Raw genomic sequence first — 15,756 nt, 5'->3', positions numbered from 1 at the left:
CTCAGCGGCGCTCGCCCTTGAGTTCGGCGATGCGCTGATCCTTGAGGGTCCAGAGCTGGTTGACCCAGTTCTGGACCTTCTCGCGAAACGCCGGATCGTTTTCGTAATCACCCTGCCACAGGGCCGGATCCAGCTCGCGGGTCTGGATATCGATGATCACGCGCGGCACGTTGCCGCTGATCAGGTCCCAGAACCCCGGAATCTTCTGCTGTGGATAAACCACGGTCACATCGAGAATCGCGTCCAGTTGTTCGCCCATCGCCGCCAGCACGAACGCCACGCCGCCCGCCTTGGGCTTGAGCAGGTGGCTGAACGGTGACTGCTGCTGAGTGCTTTTGGCAGCGGTGTAACGCGTGCCTTCCAGATAATTCACCACCGTCACCGGCTGACGTTTGAACAGCTCGCAGGCGGCTTTAGTGATTTCCAGATCTTTGCCGGCCAGCTCGGGGTTCTTCGCCAGGAACGCCTTGGTGTAGCGCTTCATGAACGGGTAATCCAGCGCCCACCAGGCCAGGCCCAGGAACGGCACCCAGATCAGTTCTTTCTTGAGGAAAAACTTGAAGAACGGCGTGCGCCGGTTGAGGGTCTGGATCAGCGCCGGGATATCGACCCAGGACTGATGGTTGCTGATCACCAGGTAAGACGTGTCGCTGCGCAGGTCTTCGCCGCCGCGAATGTCCCATTGCGTGGGGATGCACAGGCGAAAGATCAGTTTGTCGATTTCCGCCCAGGTTTCGGCGATCCACATCACCGCCCACGAGGCGTAATCGCGAAAGCGCCCCGGCAGGATCAGCTTGAGCAGGGCGAACACCATCAGCGGGCCGAAGAGCACGAGGGTGTTGGACAACAGCAGCAGGGTGACGAGACAGCCGGTGAGCAGGCGGCGCATAAGCAACTCTTGGAAAGCGGATGGGCGCGCCATGATAAGTGGCTTCGGCCGGCAGGCCAAATCCGCCGGTGACGAATGTTTCACCTGTGGCGCGATAACCTGCCGGGAACGTTCATGCGAACAACGGTCTAAAATCTCGCGTCTGACGCCCCCATTTCCCAAGGAAGCCCCTTACGTGAAATCCCTCCTTGCACTGCTTTCCCTCGTCGCCCTGCCGGTGCTCGCCGCCGAGCCGACCCTGTACGGTCGTTACGAATACATTGCGCTGCCGGAAATCGGCGGTGAAGTGCTCAAGGCCAAGATGGACACCGGCGCGCTGACCGCCTCGCTGTCGGCCAAGGACATCGAGACGTTCAAACGCGACGGTGAAGACTGGGTGCGTTTCCGCTTGGCCACCAAGGACGCCAGCAACAAGGTGTACGAGCACAAGGTCGCGCGGATCAGCAAGATCAAGAGCCGCTCGGATGAAGAAGACGAGGGCGAAAGCACCGAAGTCGCCAAGCGCCCGGTGGTCGATCTGGAGCTGTGCCTGGGCGACGTCAAGCGTACTGTGGAGGTCAACCTGACCGACCGCAGCAACTTCAACTACCCATTGCTGATCGGTGCCAAGGCCCTGCGCGAGTTCGGCGCGGCGGTGAACCCGGCACGACGCTTCACGGCAGATAAGCCGGACTGCTGATCGAGCGTCGTGTCTCGCAAATGCTGTTCCTTTTTGACGGTGTCTGTTGCCGTCATGCTGCGTTGCCGCTCCTCGCCATAGCGGGCTATGACTCGTCGCGGCGCCTTGCCTGACGACAACAGCCACTCGTCAAAAAAGGAACGCATTTGTGAGACGCGACGCTGGTGGTCTCATTGACGTAACGCCGGGCTTGGGGCACCGTTCGCGCACTTAACCCACAGGCTCGGACGCCATGCCTCATATCCTGATTGTCGAAGACGAAGCGGCGATTGCCGACACGCTGATTTTTGCCCTGCAGGGCGAGGGCTTCACCACGACCTGGCTGAGCCTGGGCGCGGCGGCGCTGGAGCATCAGCGCCAGACCCCGGCGGATCTGATCATTCTCGACATCGGCCTGCCGGACATCAGCGGCTTCGAAACCTGCAAGCAGCTGCGTCGATTCAGTGAAGTGCCGGTGCTGTTCCTCAGCGCGCGCAATGCCGAGATCGACCGCGTTGTAGGGCTGGAGATCGGTGCCGACGACTACGTGGTCAAGCCGTTCAGCCCTCGCGAGGTAGCGGCCCGGGTCCGGGCGATTCTCAAACGCATGGCGCCACGTCCGCCAGCTGACGCCTGGTCGGGAGTGTTTCGCATCGATCCCGAACGCGTACAGATCAGCTATCGCGGCCAGCCCCTGAGCCTGACCCGCCACGAATTCCGTCTGCTGCAATGCCTGCTCGAACAACCCGAGCGGGTGTTCAGTCGCGAGCAACTGCTCGATGCGCTGGGCGTGGCGGCGGATGCCGGTTACGAGCGCAGCATCGACAGCCATATCAAAAGCGTGCGCGCCAAATTGCGTCTGGTGCGCGCCGAGGCCGAGCCGATCCAGACCCATCGCGGCCTCGGTTACAGCTACAGCCCGGGGCACAGCTGATGTCGCTGGGGCTGCGGATTTTCCTGGTGTACGTGCTGTTCATCGGCCTGACCGGGTATTTCGTGCTCAACACCGTGATGGAAGAAATTCGTCCCGGCGTGCGCCAGTCCACCGAAGAAACGCTGGTCGATACCGCGAACCTGATGGCGGAAATCCTGCGGGACGATTTCAAGGCCGGCACCCTCAACCAGAATCGCTGGCCGGAACTGCTCCGCGCCTATGGCGAGCGCCAGCCGAAGGCGTCGATCTGGGGCCTGGCGAAAAACCAGGTCAACCACCGCATCTACGTCACCGACGCCAAGGGCATTGTGGTGCTGGATTCCAGTGGTGTCGCGGTCGGTCAGGACTACTCGCGCTGGAACGACGTCTACCTGACCCTGCGTGGCGAATACGGCGCACGCTCCAGCCGCAGTGACCCGGATGATCCGAACTCCTCGGTGATGCACGTCGGCGCGCCGATCCGCGACAACGGCGCGATCATTGGCGTGGTCACCGTGGCCAAACCCAACAGTTCACTGCAACCCTATGTCGATCGCACCGAGCGGCGTTTGCTCGGGTACGGCGCCGGATTGATCGGCCTCGGCCTGCTGCTCGGCGCCGTGCTGTCGTGGTGGCTGAGTCGCGCGTTGCACCGCTTGACCGTGTACGCCCAGGCCGTAAGCGAGGGCCGTCGGGTGGCGGTGCCGCACTATCGCGGCGGCGAGTTGGAGCAGTTGGCGACCGCCGTGGAACAGATGCGCACCCAGCTCGAAGGCAAGGCCTACGTCGAGCGCTATGTACACACTCTGACCCACGAACTGAAGAGCCCGCTGGCGGCGATTCGTGGTGCTGCCGAGTTGTTGCAGGGCGAGATGCCGGCGGATCAGCGATTGCGCTTTGTCGACAACATCGACAATGAAAGTGCGCGGATGCAGCAGTTGATCGAGCGCCTGCTCGATCTGGCTCAGGTGGAACAGCGTCAGGGTCTGGAAGAACGCGTCACCGTGCCGCTCGCGGCGTTGGTCGATGAAGTCTTGCAGGCACAGACCGCACGGATTGAAGGGCGACAGCTGAGAGTCGAGCGGGCTATTGCCGCCGATCTGGCGTTGCTCGGCGAGCCGTTTCTGCTGCGCCAGGCCTTGGGCAATCTGCTGGAGAACGCGCTGGACTTCACGCCACCCAAAGGCTTGCTGCGATTTGATGCCGAGCGGGTCGGCGGCGAGATTGTGTTTCGCCTGTTCAACGAGGCCGCGCCGATTCCCGATTACGCACTGACGCGTCTGACCGAACGCTTTTATTCGCTACCGCGTCCCGACAGCGGGCGCAAAAGCACGGGGCTTGGGCTGAATTTCGTCGAGGAAGTGGTCAAGTTGCACGGTGGTTCTCTGCGCATCGAGAATCTGGCAGGGGGCGTGCAGGTGCAGGTGCACCTGCCGTGATCCGCCCGGCAAACCGCCGCCCGCTCAGGATGGCGTTGCGGCCTCGTTGATTCGGGCCTTGTTTCGGCGATGCGCCCATTGCAGCGCCGGGCGCTCGACCCAGTGCCAGGAGGCAATGGCCAGCACGATCACGATCAGCGCCGACAGCATCATGGACGGCACGAACGCCAGCGATGTCTTGTTGATCACCAATTGCTGGACGGGGAACGCGTACAGGTAGATGCCGTAGGACAGATCGAATCGACCCCGGATAGTGCGATCAACGTAGAGCAGGCCCACACTCAGCGTGGCAAGGCAGATGCACAGCGTGACGACGACACCGGCCATCGGTGTTCCGCTCGCCAGCAAGGCAAGCCCGATACAGGCCACCAGCATGATTGCCAATCGGCGCCTGTCGCTCAGCAGTTGCTTGTAGAAGGCCAGCAACGATCCGGCAAAAAACGCGATGCCGGCACATCCATACACCGCCAGCTTCTGAGTCAGTGCGGTAGCCGGGCCGTTGCCCAGTACAAAGGTCGTCACGCAGAGCAGCCCAAGCATCGCACCCGCTGCCGCCGCCCGTCGGTGCAGACTCAGCACCATCGCCACCAGCAGATAAAAAGCGAATTCGATTTTCAGCGTCCAGAGGCTGCCGTTGAAGGACTCGCTGAAGATAAATCCGTCAGTGACGGGCTCGATGTTCGCCCGGCCGAACAGCGAAATGCGCACGAAGTCGATCAGGACGGCGGGGCTCGTCACATAGCCCTCGGCAAACACCGCGCCACCCACAAACGTCATCAGGAAGGCACAAACGATCAGCGCTGGAAAGATCCGCGCGACACGTTTGCTCAGATAGTCAGTGAGGCCCTTGGCATTGAGGAAACTGTGGGTGATCAGCAAGCCTGAAATCGAAAAGAAGGCGATGACGGCAATCCCGCCCAGCGAGTTGTAGCCAGAGATGCCCGGTTCCTGCAAACCGCTCAGGGCAAAGTGGTGGCTGACCAGCACCAATAACGCGGCCACGTGCCTGATCAGATCGAAAGAGTTGTTACGCAATCCAATAGTCCCTTGTTCCATTTGTCCGTCGGAGCCCGAAAAGCCGGGCGGTGTCGCCCGTGGCAAAGCGTTTTACAGGTATTTCCACGTAAAGCCCACACAACCTCCATAACAAATCCACACGGCGTTTGCAGACTCGCTCCATTCCAACAAGGGAGCGTTCCGATGAACCGAAATCTGACATTCAAACTCGGGGCCATTGCCCTGCTGATCCTGGTGTTGCTGGTGCCGCTGCTGATGATCGACGGCATCATCGATGATCGCCAGCAACTGCGTGACGGTGTGCTGGAAGACATTGCCAGAAGCTCGAGCTACAGCCAGCAACTCAGCGGGCCGGTGATGGTTGTGCCTTATCGCAAAGTGGTGCGCACCTGGAAAACCAAAGAGAAGAGCGACGAACGCTACCAGGAAATCGGTGAGGAGCGTGGACGCCTGTATTTCCTGCCGGAACGTTTTGAGCTCGACGGCCAGGTGCAGACCGAGTTGCGCGCCCGGGGCATTTACGAGGCGCGGCTATTCCATGCCGACAACCGTATCAGCGGGCATTTCTCGCTGCCGGCACAGTTGGGGATCAAGGAAGACTTTGCCGATTACACCTTCGATGCGCCGTTTCTGGCGGTCGGCATCAGCGACATTCGCGGGATCGAAAACGCCCTGAAGCTGGAGCTGGGTGCGCAACGCCTGGACTTCGTGCCCGGCACTCAGGTCGGCTGGCTGGGCGAGGGTGTGCGAGTGACGCTGCCGGCGCTGGACACCAGCAAGACCACGGAACTGGCCTTCGGTTTCGACCTGCGCCTGCAAGGCACCGGCTCGTTGCAGGTGCTGCCGGTGGGCAAGACCAGCCGGGTCAACCTCGCTGCCAACTGGCCGCACCCAAGCTTTATCGGCAACTTCTTGCCGGCCAAGCGCGAGATCACCGATCAGGGTTTCACCGCCGACTGGCAGACCTCGTTTTTCTCCACCAATTTGCAAGAAGCGATGAGCCGTTGCGTGTCGGGCAATGATTGCGAGGCGTTCAACGGGCGCAGTTTCGGTGTGAGTTTCATCGATCCGGTGGATCAGTATCTGAAGAGCGACCGGGCGATCAAATATGCGCTGTTGTTCATCGTCCTGACGTTCGCCGGTTTCTTCCTGTTCGAAGTGCTGAAAAGTCTGGCGGTGCACCCGGTGCAATACGCGCTGGTGGGTGTGGCACTGGCGTTCTTTTATCTGTTGCTGCTGTCGTTGTCGGAACACATCGGTTTTGCCCTGGCGTATCTGTTGTCCGCCAGCGGTTGTGTGCTGTTGATCGGGTTCTATGTCTGCCACGTGTTGCGCAGCGTGCGACACGGCTTGAGTTTTTCGGCGGGACTGGCGGCGTTGTACGGCTTGCTCTATGGCTTGCTGAGTGCCGAGGATTACGCGCTGCTGATGGGCTCGCTGCTGCTGTTCGGTCTGCTCGGTGTGTTCATGGTGCTGACCCGTAATCTGGACTGGTACGGGATCGGGCAGAAACCGGCCAAACCGCTGGAGTTCGATCTCGGAGCGGTGCAATGAGCCGGTTCGTAGGGTTGCGTGAGGAGCAGCGGGAGGCCGAGGTATTGATGACGCTGATCTTTGCGTCGTTGCCTCCCGCCCGGTGCGTCAGGCCTTCGGCATCGTCGCAATCATCGACGGCCGCTGGCTTACTTCAAAGAACCAGTTGGCCAGTTGCGGGTTGGCGTCACGCCAGCCCAGATCCGGGAAGCGCAGATCCAGATAACCCAGCGCACAGGCCACGCTGATCGACGCGACGTCGAAATGGCAGGTCAGTTCGGCAATCGCGTCGCGCTCCAGCAGGGCGAGGGCGCGGCGGATTTTCTCGCGCTGGGCCTCGAGCCATTCGTCCCAGTGTTTTTCCGGGGCGCGCAGCACTTGCTCGTAACGCACCATGACCGAGGCGTCCATGATCCCGTCGGCCATCGAGGCTAGGGTCAGGCGCCGCCAGCGGGCCGAGCCGTCGCGAGGGATCAGCGGATTGCCGACGTGCTGGTGGTCGAGGTAATCGAGGATCACCCGGCTGTCATGGATGACATTGCCGTCGGCCAGGCGCAGGGCCGGAATCTTGCCCAGCGGGTTGTCTGCGTTGAGGGCGGCGTCCGGGCTGACGGGGCTGAGCACGCAGTCCTGCAGCGCGACGCGATCCTGCTGGCCGGTCTCGTGCAGCAGCACCATGACTTTGCGCACGAACGGGGACAGGGTGTTGTGGAACAGGGTCATGCTGGGAGCGGACATGGACATTCCTCGGCAGTCTTCAAAGTGCAAAGGCGTAGCCTAGTAAGTTCCGGCGTGGCTGGCGAGAGTTTGATAGCGCCTTTGCAGACGCCTTCGCGGGCAAGCCCGCTCCCACAGGGTTCGCGGCGTTCACTGGATCGGTAAACAACCGAGAACGTGTGGGAGCGGGCTTGCCCCGGGCGGCGATCCGACGAAGAGGCCAGTCCAGCCAATGCAAATCTCAGCGACGTTGCAGCAATCCGCGCAGGGCAATGGCTGCCGGAATGCCCAGACCCATCCAGCTCAAGCCATCCCAGATCCCGTCGCCCAGCAGCGCGGCGAACAGGCCCGCCGCACTCAGCAGCGCGATCACCAGCGGCGTACTGAAGACCTTCCAGAAATTCGACTGACGCGGCTTCATGCAGAGGCCTCCGCCGGTTCCAGCACCGGTTTCGCAGCCTTGCGCCGCACCACCCACAGGTACACGCCGCTGGCGAGGACGATGATGGTCAGCACGTCCAGCGTGGCCCAGAGGATTTTCATCGGCATGCCGCCGTAGTCACCGAAATGCAGCGGCTGCGACATGCCCATGGCGTCCATGTACCACGGTCGTTCTGCCACCGCCGTGACCTGCAGGGTGCTGGCGTCGATCAGCACCGGCGTCAGCAGGTGCGAGGTCAGGTGGGTGCCGCCCTTCATGAACACCGAGTAGTGGTGCTCGCTGGAGAAGCGGGTACCGGGGAAGGCGATGAAGTCCGGTTTCATCCCCGGTGTGACGCTTGCGGCGATGTCCAGCACACGGGTGGCCGGGGCCAGTTGCGTCAGCGGCGGGGCATCGCGGTAGGGCGCGATCAGGGTGGTCAGCGCATCGGCCCGCCATGCGGCGATCAGCAGGTCGGCGCAGGCGCTGATTACGCCGGTCACCCCCACCACCAGCGCCCAGGTCAGGGTGACCACGCCGATCAGGTTGTGCAGGTCGAGCCAGCGCAGGCGGGTGGACTTGTCCTGGCGCACGGTGCCGAACTTCAAGCGGCGCATGAACGGCAGGTACAACACCGTGCCGGATACGATCGCGATCACGAACAGCAAACCCATGAACGCCAGCAGCAACTTGCCCGGCAGGTCGGCGAACATGTCGACGTGCAGACGCAGGATGAACAGCATCAACCCACCGTTGGCCGATGGCATCTCCAGCGCTTCGCCGGTGCGCGCATCAAGCATGAAGGTGTGCGAGGAATTGGGCTCGGTGCCGGCGGTCTTGGCCATGATGGTCAACACGGCATTCGGTTCGTCGTCCTCGAAACCGAAGTACTGCACGACTTCACCGGGCCGATGCTTCTCCGCCGCTTCGACCAGTTGCGCCAGGTTCAGATGCGGCGTGTCCGCCGGCATCACCCGCAACTCGGGCGCATCGCCCAGCAGGTGGTCGATTTCGTGATGGAAAATCAGCGGCAGGCCGGTCAGGGCCAACAGCAGCAAAAACACGGTGCAGATCAGGCTGGTCCAGGTGTGGACGAAGGACCAGCGGCGAATTGTTTTACTTTTCATTTCATGACCTTCAAAAACACCAAAGCCGTCCACGAGGGACGGCCTGGTTGCAGGGCCTGTTTCAGCTCAGGCGCTTACCACTTGTAGGTGGCGCTGGCGATGACGCTGCGCTGGTCGCCGTAGTAGCAGTAGAAACCGTCGCAGGTGGAAATGTAGTCCTTGTCGAACAGGTTGGTCGCGTTGAGTGCCAGCGACGCGCCTTTGAGGCTGTTGTCCAGACGGCCGAGGTCGTAATGCACGGCGGCGTCGAACACGGTGTAGGCGTCCGCCTTGCCCAGCCAGGTGTTGGCCTTGTCGCCGTAGGTGTTGCCGGTGTAGCGAACGCCGCCGCCGATGCCGAAGCCGTCGAGCACGCCGCTGTGCCAGGTGTAGTCGGTCCACAGCGAAGCTTGCTGGTTCGGCATCAGTTGCAGACGGTTGCCCTTGTCGACACCTTTCTGCACTTCGGATTTGGCCAGGGTGTAGGCAGCGATGACTTTCAGGTTATCGGTAACGTCGGAGACGGCTTCCAGCTCCAGGCCTTTGACTTTCACTTCACCGGTCTGGCTGGTGATGGTCACGTTGTTGACGATGGAGTTGACCGAGACGTTCTTCTGGGTCAGGTCATATACCGCTGCGCTGAGCAGGGTTTTGCTGCCCGGCGGCTGGTACTTGATGCCCAGTTCCCACTGCTTGCCTTCGGTCGGTTTGAACGAGTCGGTGGCAGTGGCATCGGCGCCGCTGGTTGGCTGGAAGGATTCGGCATACGACAGGTACGGTACGAAGCCCGAGTCGAACACGTAGCTGATCGCCGCGTTACCGCTGAACGCCTTGTCACGCTGGGTGTTGGTGGCGTCGCCCTTGTTGAAGAACTTGGTGCTGGTGTGCACCCAGTCTTCGCGACCGCCGAGGGTCAGGCGCCACTGGTCCAGAGCCATCTGGTCCTGCACGTAGAGGCCACTCTGGTAGGTTTTCTGGTTGTAGTCATAGAACGCCGAGGAACGCGGTGGACGAATGATCGTCTGGCCGTAGATCGGGTTGTTGACGTTGATGTCCGGTGCGGAGCCGAAGATCGAGGTGTAGTTGTCGTTGCTGCGCTGGTGGTCGAGACCGAGCAACAGGGTATGACGGATATCGCCCGTGGCGAAGTCGGCCTGGAAATTGTTGTCCACGGCGAACTGGCTGATGTCCTCGTCGACGTTGGTGGTGCCACGGCCGACATTGCCCTGATCGTCGACGGTGAAACCGGCGAAGGATGGGTTGTAGCTGTTGACGGTCACCGTCTGGAACGACAGGTCGGACTTGGTGTAACGCAGATTCTGTTTGAACTGCCAGACGTCGTTGATGCGATGTTCGAAGGCATAGCCGAGTGCGTAGTAGGTACGGTCGTAGAAGTCGTAGTCAGGATCGCCCAGGTTCTTGTGATGGGAGATCTTGCCGAACGGCATGTCGATCTTGGTGCCCTGGATCGGGTAGAACTGGCTGGTGACACCGGTATCGTCGCGGGTGAACTGCGAGAGCAAGGTCAGCTTGGTGTCTTCGTCGATGTTCCAGGTCAGGCTCGGCGCAATGTTGTAGCGCTTGTTTTCGATGTGGTCGATCTGCGTGTCGCTGTCACGCACGACGCCGCTGATGCCATACAGGAACTGACCGGCGTCATCGATCTTGCCGGTGCTGGCGAAGTTGATCTGGCGGTGGTTGTCGCTGCCGTACTGCAACTGGATTTCGCTGCTTTGCACATCGCTTGGACGACGGCTGACCATGTCCAGCAGACCGCCTGGCGGAGTCTGGCCGTATACCGAAGAAGCCGGGCCGCGCAGCAGGGCGAGGCGGTCTAGGTTCCAGGTTTCCGGTTTCGGGTTGGCGTAGATGCCGCGTGGCAGCGGCAGGCCGTCGAGGAACTGGGTCGGTTCGAAACCGCGCACGCGCAGCCAGTCGATCCGGGTGTCGCTGCCGTAGCTGCTGGCGGTGATGCCCGGCATGTAGCGCACGGCGTCATCGAGGCTGTGCACGCCACGGTCTTCCATTTGCTGCCGAGTGGCGACCGAAATCGAACGCGGCGCTTCGACCAGCGCGGTGTCGGTCTTGGTGCCGGCGGCGGTGCGGGTGGCGGTGTAGCCTTCGACCGGACCCCAGGCGCTTTCATAGTTTTCCACGCCGATCACCGAGGTTTCCGGCAGGGCCACCACGCCTTCCGGCACGGCGACCAGGGTGTAAGTGCCGGCGCTGCTCTGTTCCAGTTGCAGCCCGGTGCCACGCAGGGCCGCGCGCAGGGCGCCGGCCGCGTCATATTGGCCGTTGACCGGCGCCGAGGTCTTGCCCGCCGCCAGCGACGGGTTCAACGACAGCGTGAGGCCGCCCTGGCTGGCGATCTGGTTCAGGGTGGTCGACAACGGAGCCGCCGGCAGGTTGTAGGCGCGCACGCTCGACGCCTGTTCAGCGGCGATCAGTTGGCTGCTGGCCAGCGGGGTGCAGAGGGCAATGGCGACCGCCAGCAAACTGGGGCGCAACAAGGTGTCTAGCGAACGGGACATACGGCGGCTCCTGAATGGAAATATTTCTCAATTGCCTGTGTGCCGGACGAGATTCGAAAAGTGATAGGGCTGGATGAAAATAATTTCGATTAACGAACGACATTGCTGCGCAAGTCAGCAGAAAGTCCGTTTTCGTGGGGTGTGAAGGTTCTGTCGCGACCTGCTCGCGACAGCTATTACTCAGGTAATGCTGAATGTCAGGGCTTCGGATCAGCCTTGGCCACGGTCACCCACCATGGCGTGTGCTGTTCGATCTGCACCGGCAGGGTCGGCAGCAGGGCGTTCAACGCCTTGTCGGTGTCGTGCAGCGGGAAGCTGCCGGTGATGCGCAGGTCGGCGACCTCCGGCGCAATGCCCAGATGGCCGCGACGATAACGGCCGAGTTCGTGCACCAGGTCTTCCAGGCGCGCGTTGTCCACCACCAGCATGCCGCGGGTCCAGGCATCGGCGCCGGGGTTGAGCGCCACCACCGAATCCAGACCGTTGTGGCGGATCAGCACTTGCTGGCCTTCGCGCAGAATCTGTTCCTGCGGATAGGATTGCGGATGCGCCGCCACCGCCGACTGCAACACGCTCAGGCGCGTGCCGGCGTCTTCGCGCTTGACCAGGAACCGCGTGCCCAGAGCGCGCATGCTGCCTTCGGCCGTTTTGACGATGAACGGCCGCGCATCGCCGTGCCCGGTTTCGACGAGGATTTCGCCTTCCTGCAACACGATCAGCCGCTGCTTTTCATCGAAGCGGACATCCACCGCGCTGTGGGTATTCAGGTTGAGCACGGTGCCGTCGGCCAGACGCACGGTGCGCTGTTCGCCGGTGGCGGTGCGTTGATCGGCGAGCCAGTAATCCAGCGGCAGATAACGTTCGCCGGCGAACAACGCCAGACCGACCACCGCCACGACACTGGCCAGCCCACTGCCGAGCTTGCGCACCCGACGGCGGATGCCTTCGCGCGATTGCAGCAACGCGGTGCGTGCCGGGCCGTTGGCCACGCTGAAACGCTGGTCGAGCATGCCCAACTGGTGCCAGGCGCGAGCGTGTTCTTCGTTAGCCGCGTGCCATTTGGCGAACTCTTCGCGCTCCAGTGGCGTGCTGGAATCGAGGGTCAATTGCCAGGCAATCGCCGCGTCCAGCACATGGGCCGGAACCGGTCGGGAACTGGCCGGGCTCATGTCGGCTCACCGTACAGCGCGATGTAGCACTGGCGGATGCCCTGAGCCAGGTACTGGCGCACGCGCGGGACCGACACGCCGAGTTTGTCGGCAATTTCGGCGTGAGTCAGACCGTCGAGGCGGTTATAGAGGAAAGCGGCGCGGGCCTTGGTCGACAGCTTGCCGAGCATGCGGTCGATGGCCTTGAGGTCTTCGAGGATCAGTTGCTGTTCTTCGACCGACGGCTGTTCGCCCTCGGGGATCAGCATCAGTTCGGTCAGGTACGCCTGTTCCAGCGCCGCCCGGCGGAAGTAGTCGAACAACAAGCCCTTGGCGATCGCCACCAGAAACGCCCGGGGTTCGCGCGGCGTCAGCAGCTCATCGCGGCCGAGCAGGCGGACGAAAGTGTCCTGGCTCAGGTCTTCGGCGCGTTGCGGGCAGGCGACGTTGCGGCGCAGCCAGGCCAGCAGCCAGCCGCGATGGTCGCGATACAACGCACCGACGAGCTCACTGTGAGGGCTTTGGGCTGAAGACACGACGACACCGACTGGGAAGTGTTAACTAACGAGAATTGTTCGCGATTGTGGCAGAGGTGGGAATGGTTAGCAATTGGCCACCGGTCGGGTTGTCGGGCGACAACCCGGATTCAGAACGAATGCGTCTGCTGGCGGCGTTTCCACTGACTCAGGCGTTGCTGCAGATTCAGCGGGCTGTGGATCTGCTGCTGGCGTGCCCGGCTGAACAGGATCAGCGCCAGTTCCGCCGTGGCCAGCGCATCGGCGCTCGCGTGGTGACGCTCGAAGACTTCGAGCTTGAACCAGTCGATCCACTCGTCCAGCCCGGCCTCGCGAATGTGTGCCTGCGGACAAACCAGCGGGGCGATCTGCGCCACATCGAGAAACACCGTCTGCAACTTGTGCCCCAGATGTTCCTTCAGCGCGCGGCTGAGCATGTGCTGGTCGAACGAGGCGTGAAACGCCAGCACCGGGCTGTCGCCGATAAACTCCAGCAGCTCGACCAGCGCTTCCGTGGGCTCGCTGCCGGCGGCAATCGCGCTCGGGGCCAGGCCGTGAATCAACACGCTCGGGCCGAGTTTCAGCTCGCGGCATTGCAGCGTACGTTCGAACTGCTGGCTGAAGTCGATCGCGCCGTCCTCGATCACCACCGCTCCGATCGACAGCACCCGGTCCTTGTTCAGGTTCAGCCCGGTGGTTTCCAGATCCAGCACCACCCAGCGCTGTTCGCGCAGGCTGCATTCGCGCAGTTCGCCGATGGCCGGGAGTTTCGTCAGGCGTTGTTGCAAGTCGACCGACACAACGGGGCTGGCCGGACGCAGCCACGAAAACAGGCTCATAGCTGATACCGCAGGGTCAGGCTGCTTTGCAGGCGCTGGGCCTGGCGCAGGGATTCACGCAGGATGCGCCGGTCCAGATGATTGAGGCTGTCGGGATCGACCCGGTTCGAGTACGGCAGGTTTTCCCGGGTCTGCAGTTGATGCTGTTGCATGCGCGTCTGCTGGATGAAGTGATACGCCTCTTCGTACGCGGCGCCATCCAGCCGGTCGATGACTTGTTTATCCACAAGCTGGCGGAAGCGTTCGAGGGTGTTGTTGGCATCGACGCCATGGGCCAGTGCCAGCAAGCGTGCGCCGTCGACAAACGGGGTCAGGCCCTGGATTTTCAGATCCAGCGTGGCTTTCTCGCCGTTCTTTTTCGTGAGCACGAACTCACGGAAACGCCCCACTGGCGGGCGATTGCGCAAGGCGTTCTCGGCCATCATTCGCTGGAACAGTCGGTTGTCTGCGACCTGATCGAGAATCCCCCGGCGCAATTGCTCGCAACCCTGTTCATCGCCCCAGACCACGCGCAGGTCGAAATAGATGCTGGAGCCCAACAGGTTCTCCGGCGTCGCCTCGCGAATGAACGCGGCAAAACGTCGGGCCCATTCGGCGCGGGACAGACACAGCTGCGGATTGCCGGCCATGACGTTGCCCTTGCACAGGGTGAAGCCGCATTGCGCCAGGCTGTGGTTGATCTGCTGGGCAATCGGCAGCAACTTGCCGCGAATCTCCGCCGCATGGGCCGCATCCCGCGCGTCGAACAGAATGCCGTTGTCCTGATCGGTGTGCAGCGTCTGCTCGCGCCGGCCTTCGCTGCCGAAGCACAGCCAGCTGAACGGCACGCCGGGATCGCCTTTTTCGGCGAGGGTCAGTTCGATCACCCGGCACACGGTGTGATCGTTGAGCAGGGTGATGATGTGGGTGATCTGGGTCGAGGATGCGCCGTGAGCCAACATGCGCTCCACCAGTTGGCCGATCTCGCCACGCAGGGTCACCAGTTGTTCGACTCGCTGGGCGCTGCGAATGGTGCGCGCCAGGTGCACCAGATCGACCCGTTGCAGCGAGAACAGGTCCCGCTCCGAAACCACGCCACACAGGCGCCGATCCTTGACCAGACACACGTGGGCGATGTGCCGTTCGGTCATGGCAATCGCCGCATCGAAGGCGCTGTGATCCGGCGATAGATAGAACGGAGAGTGCGTCATGTGGCGTTCGATCGGCTCGCTGAAATCGCCAACCCCTTCAGCCACTACATGGCGCAGGTCGCGCAGGGTGAAAATTCCCAGCGGCGCCTTGTATTCGTCCACCGCGACGATGCTGCCGACCTGTTGTTCGTGCATCAGCTTCACCGCTTCGCGCAGTGGGGTGGAAGGGCTGCAGGTCACCGGATGGCGCATGGCCAATTCGCCGAGGCGGGTGTTCAGCGAATACTGGGTGCCGAGAGTTTCCACGGCTTTTTGCTGGACCTGCTGGTTGACCTGATCGAGCAGACTGCTGACGCCACGCAGGGCGAAGTCGCGAAAGGTACCGGAGAGGGCGAACAGCTTGATGAACGCCAGTTTGTTCAGTTGCAGGCAGAAGGTGTCTTCGCCGGCCAGATGCTCGGTGCGGGTCGCCCGTTCGCCGAGCAGTGCGGCGAGGGGAAAACACTCGCCGGTGGTGATTTCAAACGTGGTTTCGGTGCCGCCCTTGGCCGTGTGCGGACGCTCGCCGACCACCCGGCCCTGTTTGACGATGTAGAAGTGTTCGACCGGCCCGTCGGCGGGTTTGATGATGCTTTCGCCCTGACCGTAGAAGCGCAGCTGGCATTGCTCCACCAGATAGGCCAGGTGGGCGTGTTCCATTTGATTGAAAGGGGGGAAGCGCTGAAGGAATTGCAAAGTGCCCTGAATGTTCTGCAACACCGCGGTTTTCCCTGCCTGGGTGAAGGCGTCCGCTTTACTCATAACCATTACCGCAGTCTTTTTCGAATTGTTGTTGTCGGATCGTTGCGGCCATGGTCGACCCCATCGCGCGGGGCGCCCATTGGACGTAAGTCTAGG

General features: G+C 62.1%; 14 protein-coding genes. 4 read left to right on the top strand and 10 right to left on the bottom strand.

Annotation, left to right across the window (positions count from 1 at the left end; translation table 11 throughout):
- Position 1: 1 nt before the first annotated feature.
- Entirely contained in the window at positions 2-889 is an 888-nt protein-coding gene (locus QR290_RS27080) for an acyltransferase (RefSeq protein WP_102718892.1), read from the bottom strand.
- A gap of 175 nt (positions 890-1,064) precedes the next feature.
- On the opposite strand from QR290_RS27080, the gene QR290_RS27075 reads away from it, so the two are divergent.
- The 3 genes from QR290_RS27075 to creC all read left to right on the top strand — a co-directional run bounded on the left by QR290_RS27075 (position 1,065) and on the right by creC (position 3,899).
- Complete coding sequence (locus tag QR290_RS27075) at positions 1,065-1,568, top strand: ATP-dependent zinc protease family protein (RefSeq protein ID WP_007959815.1); 504 nt, start codon at positions 1,065-1,067, stop codon at positions 1,566-1,568.
- 232 nt (positions 1,569-1,800) lie between these two features.
- Positions 1,801-2,481 carry a two-component system response regulator CreB gene (gene creB, locus QR290_RS27070; protein WP_230733907.1) on the top strand — a complete coding sequence of 227 codons (681 nt, stop codon included), beginning with the start codon at positions 1,801-1,803 and terminating at the stop codon, positions 2,479-2,481.
- A complete protein-coding gene (gene creC, locus QR290_RS27065) occupies positions 2,481-3,899 on the top strand; it encodes a two-component system sensor histidine kinase CreC (protein WP_289203949.1) in 1,419 nt (472 codons plus the stop codon). The genes creB and creC overlap by 1 nt, the downstream gene beginning before the upstream one ends.
- Before the next feature lie 24 nt (positions 3,900-3,923).
- On the opposite strand, the gene QR290_RS27060 is transcribed toward creC, so the two are convergent.
- The gene (locus QR290_RS27060) at positions 3,924-4,934 is read right to left on the bottom strand and encodes an acyltransferase family protein (protein ID WP_289203948.1); all 1,011 of its coding nucleotides are present in this window, start codon (positions 4,932-4,934) and stop codon (positions 3,924-3,926) included.
- Positions 4,935-5,099: 165 nt separating this feature from the next.
- Between QR290_RS27060 and creD the strand changes: the two genes are divergently transcribed.
- The gene (gene creD, locus QR290_RS27055) at positions 5,100-6,470 is read left to right on the top strand and encodes a cell envelope integrity protein CreD (RefSeq protein ID WP_289203947.1); all 1,371 of its coding nucleotides are present in this window, start codon (positions 5,100-5,102) and stop codon (positions 6,468-6,470) included.
- 87 nt (positions 6,471-6,557) lie between these two features.
- On the opposite strand, the gene QR290_RS27050 is transcribed toward creD, so the two are convergent.
- The 8 genes from QR290_RS27050 to QR290_RS27015 form a co-directional block, all read right to left on the bottom strand.
- Positions 6,558-7,187 (bottom strand): glutathione S-transferase, encoded by a 630-nt coding sequence (locus QR290_RS27050; protein WP_007959819.1) that lies wholly within the window; start codon positions 7,185-7,187, stop codon positions 6,558-6,560.
- A 220-nt stretch (positions 7,188-7,407) separates the two neighbouring features.
- On the bottom strand, positions 7,408-7,587 hold the full coding sequence (locus QR290_RS27045) for a hypothetical protein (protein WP_115079433.1): 180 nt from the start codon (positions 7,585-7,587) through the stop codon (positions 7,408-7,410).
- Complete coding sequence (locus QR290_RS27040) at positions 7,584-8,714, bottom strand: PepSY-associated TM helix domain-containing protein (protein WP_289203946.1); 1,131 nt, start codon at positions 8,712-8,714, stop codon at positions 7,584-7,586. Before QR290_RS27040 ends, QR290_RS27045 begins: the two co-directional genes overlap by 4 nt.
- Before the next feature lie 74 nt (positions 8,715-8,788).
- The gene (locus QR290_RS27035) at positions 8,789-11,227 is read right to left on the bottom strand and encodes a TonB-dependent siderophore receptor (protein WP_115079431.1); all 2,439 of its coding nucleotides are present in this window, start codon (positions 11,225-11,227) and stop codon (positions 8,789-8,791) included.
- Between the two features lie 197 nt (positions 11,228-11,424).
- Entirely contained in the window at positions 11,425-12,396 is a 972-nt protein-coding gene (locus QR290_RS27030) for a FecR family protein (protein ID WP_289203945.1), read from the bottom strand.
- Complete coding sequence (locus QR290_RS27025) at positions 12,393-12,911, bottom strand: RNA polymerase sigma factor (protein WP_039768032.1); 519 nt, start codon at positions 12,909-12,911, stop codon at positions 12,393-12,395. The genes QR290_RS27030 and QR290_RS27025 overlap by 4 nt, the downstream gene beginning before the upstream one ends.
- Positions 12,912-13,021: 110 nt before the next feature.
- Positions 13,022-13,729 carry a 3'-5' exonuclease gene (locus QR290_RS27020; protein WP_289203944.1) on the bottom strand — a complete coding sequence of 236 codons (708 nt, stop codon included), beginning with the start codon at positions 13,727-13,729 and terminating at the stop codon, positions 13,022-13,024.
- Complete coding sequence (locus QR290_RS27015) at positions 13,726-15,666, bottom strand: putative nucleotidyltransferase substrate binding domain-containing protein (protein WP_289203943.1); 1,941 nt, start codon at positions 15,664-15,666, stop codon at positions 13,726-13,728. Before QR290_RS27015 ends, QR290_RS27020 begins: the two co-directional genes overlap by 4 nt.
- Positions 15,667-15,756: the final 90 nt, after the last annotated feature.

Origin of the sequence: Pseudomonas fluorescens (genome assembly GCF_030344995.1) — a bacterium.
In the GTDB taxonomy this organism is placed as follows: domain Bacteria; phylum Pseudomonadota; class Gammaproteobacteria; order Pseudomonadales; family Pseudomonadaceae; genus Aquipseudomonas; species Aquipseudomonas fluorescens_BF.
The sequence above is the reverse complement of the archived record's forward strand: the minus strand, read 5'-3'. Positions and strand labels throughout refer to the sequence as shown.

Coding starts and splice junctions, on each gene's coding strand:
- QR290_RS27080 (WP_102718892.1), bottom strand. CDS start 889: ATGCGCCGCCTGCTCACCGGCTGTCTCGTCACCCTGCTGCTGTTGTCC.
- creB (WP_230733907.1), top strand. CDS start 1,801: ATGCCTCATATCCTGATTGTCGAAGACGAAGCGGCGATTGCCGACACG.
- creC (WP_289203949.1), top strand. CDS start 2,481: ATGTCGCTGGGGCTGCGGATTTTCCTGGTGTACGTGCTGTTCATCGGC.
- creD (WP_289203947.1), top strand. CDS start 5,100: ATGAACCGAAATCTGACATTCAAACTCGGGGCCATTGCCCTGCTGATC.
- QR290_RS27050 (WP_007959819.1), bottom strand. CDS start 7,187: ATGTCCGCTCCCAGCATGACCCTGTTCCACAACACCCTGTCCCCGTTC.
- QR290_RS27045 (WP_115079433.1), bottom strand. CDS start 7,587: ATGAAGCCGCGTCAGTCGAATTTCTGGAAGGTCTTCAGTACGCCGCTG.
- QR290_RS27040 (WP_289203946.1), bottom strand. CDS start 8,714: ATGAAAAGTAAAACAATTCGCCGCTGGTCCTTCGTCCACACCTGGACC.
- QR290_RS27035 (WP_115079431.1), bottom strand. CDS start 11,227: ATGTCCCGTTCGCTAGACACCTTGTTGCGCCCCAGTTTGCTGGCGGTC.
- QR290_RS27030 (WP_289203945.1), bottom strand. CDS start 12,396: ATGAGCCCGGCCAGTTCCCGACCGGTTCCGGCCCATGTGCTGGACGCG.
- QR290_RS27020 (WP_289203944.1), bottom strand. CDS start 13,729: ATGAGCCTGTTTTCGTGGCTGCGTCCGGCCAGCCCCGTTGTGTCGGTC.
- QR290_RS27015 (WP_289203943.1), bottom strand. CDS start 15,666: ATGGTTATGAGTAAAGCGGACGCCTTCACCCAGGCAGGGAAAACCGCG.